The organism is Sporomusa sp. (genome assembly GCF_035561255.1).
Taxonomy (GTDB): Bacteria; Bacillota; Negativicutes; order Sporomusales; family Sporomusaceae; genus Sporomusa.
Window position 1 is genome coordinate 1 of sequence record NZ_DATMXX010000249.1, and the last position, 2,107, is coordinate 2,107.

At 45.8% G+C, this 2,107-nt stretch carries 1 protein-coding gene; it reads right to left on the reverse strand.

Translation table 11 applies throughout. The features are described from left to right. Window positions 1–126: 126 nt before the first annotated feature. On the reverse strand, window positions 127–1,959 hold the full coding sequence (gene mrdA, locus VN379_RS14065) for a penicillin-binding protein 2 (protein ID WP_325534883.1): 1,833 nt from the start codon (window positions 1,957–1,959) through the stop codon (window positions 127–129). Window positions 1,960–2,107 lie beyond the last annotated feature (148 nt).

Consider the following 2,107-nt stretch of genomic DNA (forward strand, 5'->3'; position numbering starts at 1 on the left):
CGGGTGGTGTGTTGGCACAAGCGGAAGTCAAGCGCCAGCGGTGGAGCGTTGTCAATGCACCACCCGCCTGCTCCTGCAAACTTCTTTACAGAGGAAAATAATTGAAAACACAGATCCAAAAAAGAGTTATAATGCTGTCTGCGGTCGATGAGTCTTAGCTGATTCAGTTGCAGGCTGGTTAATATTGAAGGCCGCTTCCATGATCTTTTTAGCAATAGGAGCAGCCGATGATGTGCCAAAGCCCCCCTGTTCAACAATAACAGCTACGGCCACACGAGGATCCTCATACGGGCCATATGCTACAAACCAGCCGTGATCATGGCCATGCGAGTTTTCGGCCGTACCTGTTTTACCGGCAATGGCAACAGGGAAGTCCTGAAAATCGGCGGCAGCTGTACCACCTTCCTGAGCTACCTCACGCAGTGATTCACGAATGAGATTAAGGGTACTGTCTGAAATTGTTACCTGCCCAACCTCTTCAGGTGAAAATGTTTTGATTACGTCTCCGTTAGTACCGGTGATCCGGCTAACAAGATTAGGCTTATAACGATGACCGCCATTAGCGATCTGGCTAATAACCATAGCCATTTGCAGCGGTGTAGTCAGCTGAAAACCCTGACCGATCGCAGCATCAAACGTTTCAGACAGATACCAGTCTTCATTATACACCTTTTCTTTATAGCGTTGGTTAGCCACTAAACCTTCAGACTCACCGGGAAGATTAATACCTGTAACCGCTCCTAAGCCAAACATACGGGCATATTTTTCCAGGTTATCAATTCCCAAGCGGTTGCCCATTTCGTAGAAGTATACATTATCAGATTTGGATAACGCTTCACGAAAATTAATCCACCCCAGGGCCTCACCCATAGCATTGCCTTTGGGGATGATCCAGTGTGTACCTGTGTCAAGTATTTTTTCCTGTGGTGTTACTTTTCCAAGCTCCAGAGCAGCCGCACCGGTAATAATTTTAAAGGTTGAGCCTGGTGGATACTCTCCTGAAATGGCTTTATTGTCCATCGGGTGATAAGGGTTGTCGTTAAGCAGCTTCCAATCCTTCTCTGAAATCCCGCCGTTAAATAGGTTGGGGTTAAAATTGGGACGGCTTACCATCGCCAGGATTTCGCCGTTCTTAGGGTTTAATACTACAGCAGCTGCTGCTTTTGCTTTATTAAACTCAGTCTTAGTCTGAAGATAAGCTAGCTGTTCATCAATCGCTTTTTCTGCCGCTTTTTGTACCCGGTAATCAATTGTCAGCACCAAATTGTGTCCTGGCAACGGATCTTTTTTCCCAAGCACCTGTACTGGACGACCGCTAACATCAACCTCTACCTGATTGCCGCCGTCAGTACCGCGAATCTCTTTGTCATATACCCTTTCCAGACCAAATTTACCAACAATATCGCCGGCTTTATAACCATCGTTTTTCCATTTCTCCAGCTCTGCTTCACTGATCTCGCTGACATAACCAAAGATGTGCGCAGCAAGCTCGTTATTAACATAGTTTCTGAGCGGCTGAATTTCAATAACTACCCCTGGTAATTCAGCCCGGCGTTCCTCAATCTTAGTAACAATATCCGGGCCAAGGTCGGTCTTAATTCGAATAGGCTCAAAGGAACCGGTATGCTGGGATACTTTTGCTTTGATCTCCTGGACGTTCATATTAAGGATACCGGCCAGTTTATCCAAGACTGCATCAGGCACAGGGCCACTTATGGACAATAAGGATACCGTAAACCCGGGTCGATTGGATACCATCATGACACCGTTCCGGTCATAAAAAACGCCCCGTGGGGCCATGATAGGAATAAGCCTAATGCGATTGCCGTCAGCCAGCCGCTCATAATATTGTCCCTGGGCCATTTGCAAATAGCCCAGGCGGCTCACTAACGCAACAAATATAAAAATCACAACAAGACTCAAAATTTCAAGCCTGCCATTTAATCGCTTAGTAAGCATAACGACAACCTCTTTCCTAAAGTATGACCTATAAAATTCAATAAAGATCCTCTTCGCGACATGATATTAGTCAAGCACCATTACTGGCGCTTGACTTCCACCTATCTTAACGTCATGCCTATAAATCTTTATTGGATAGTATGTATAT

Bases quoted from the DNA above. Each gene is read 5' to 3' on its own strand.
- mrdA (WP_325534883.1), bottom strand. From the start codon at position 1,959: ATGCTTACTAAGCGATTAAATGGCAGGCTTGAAATTTTGAGTCTTGTT.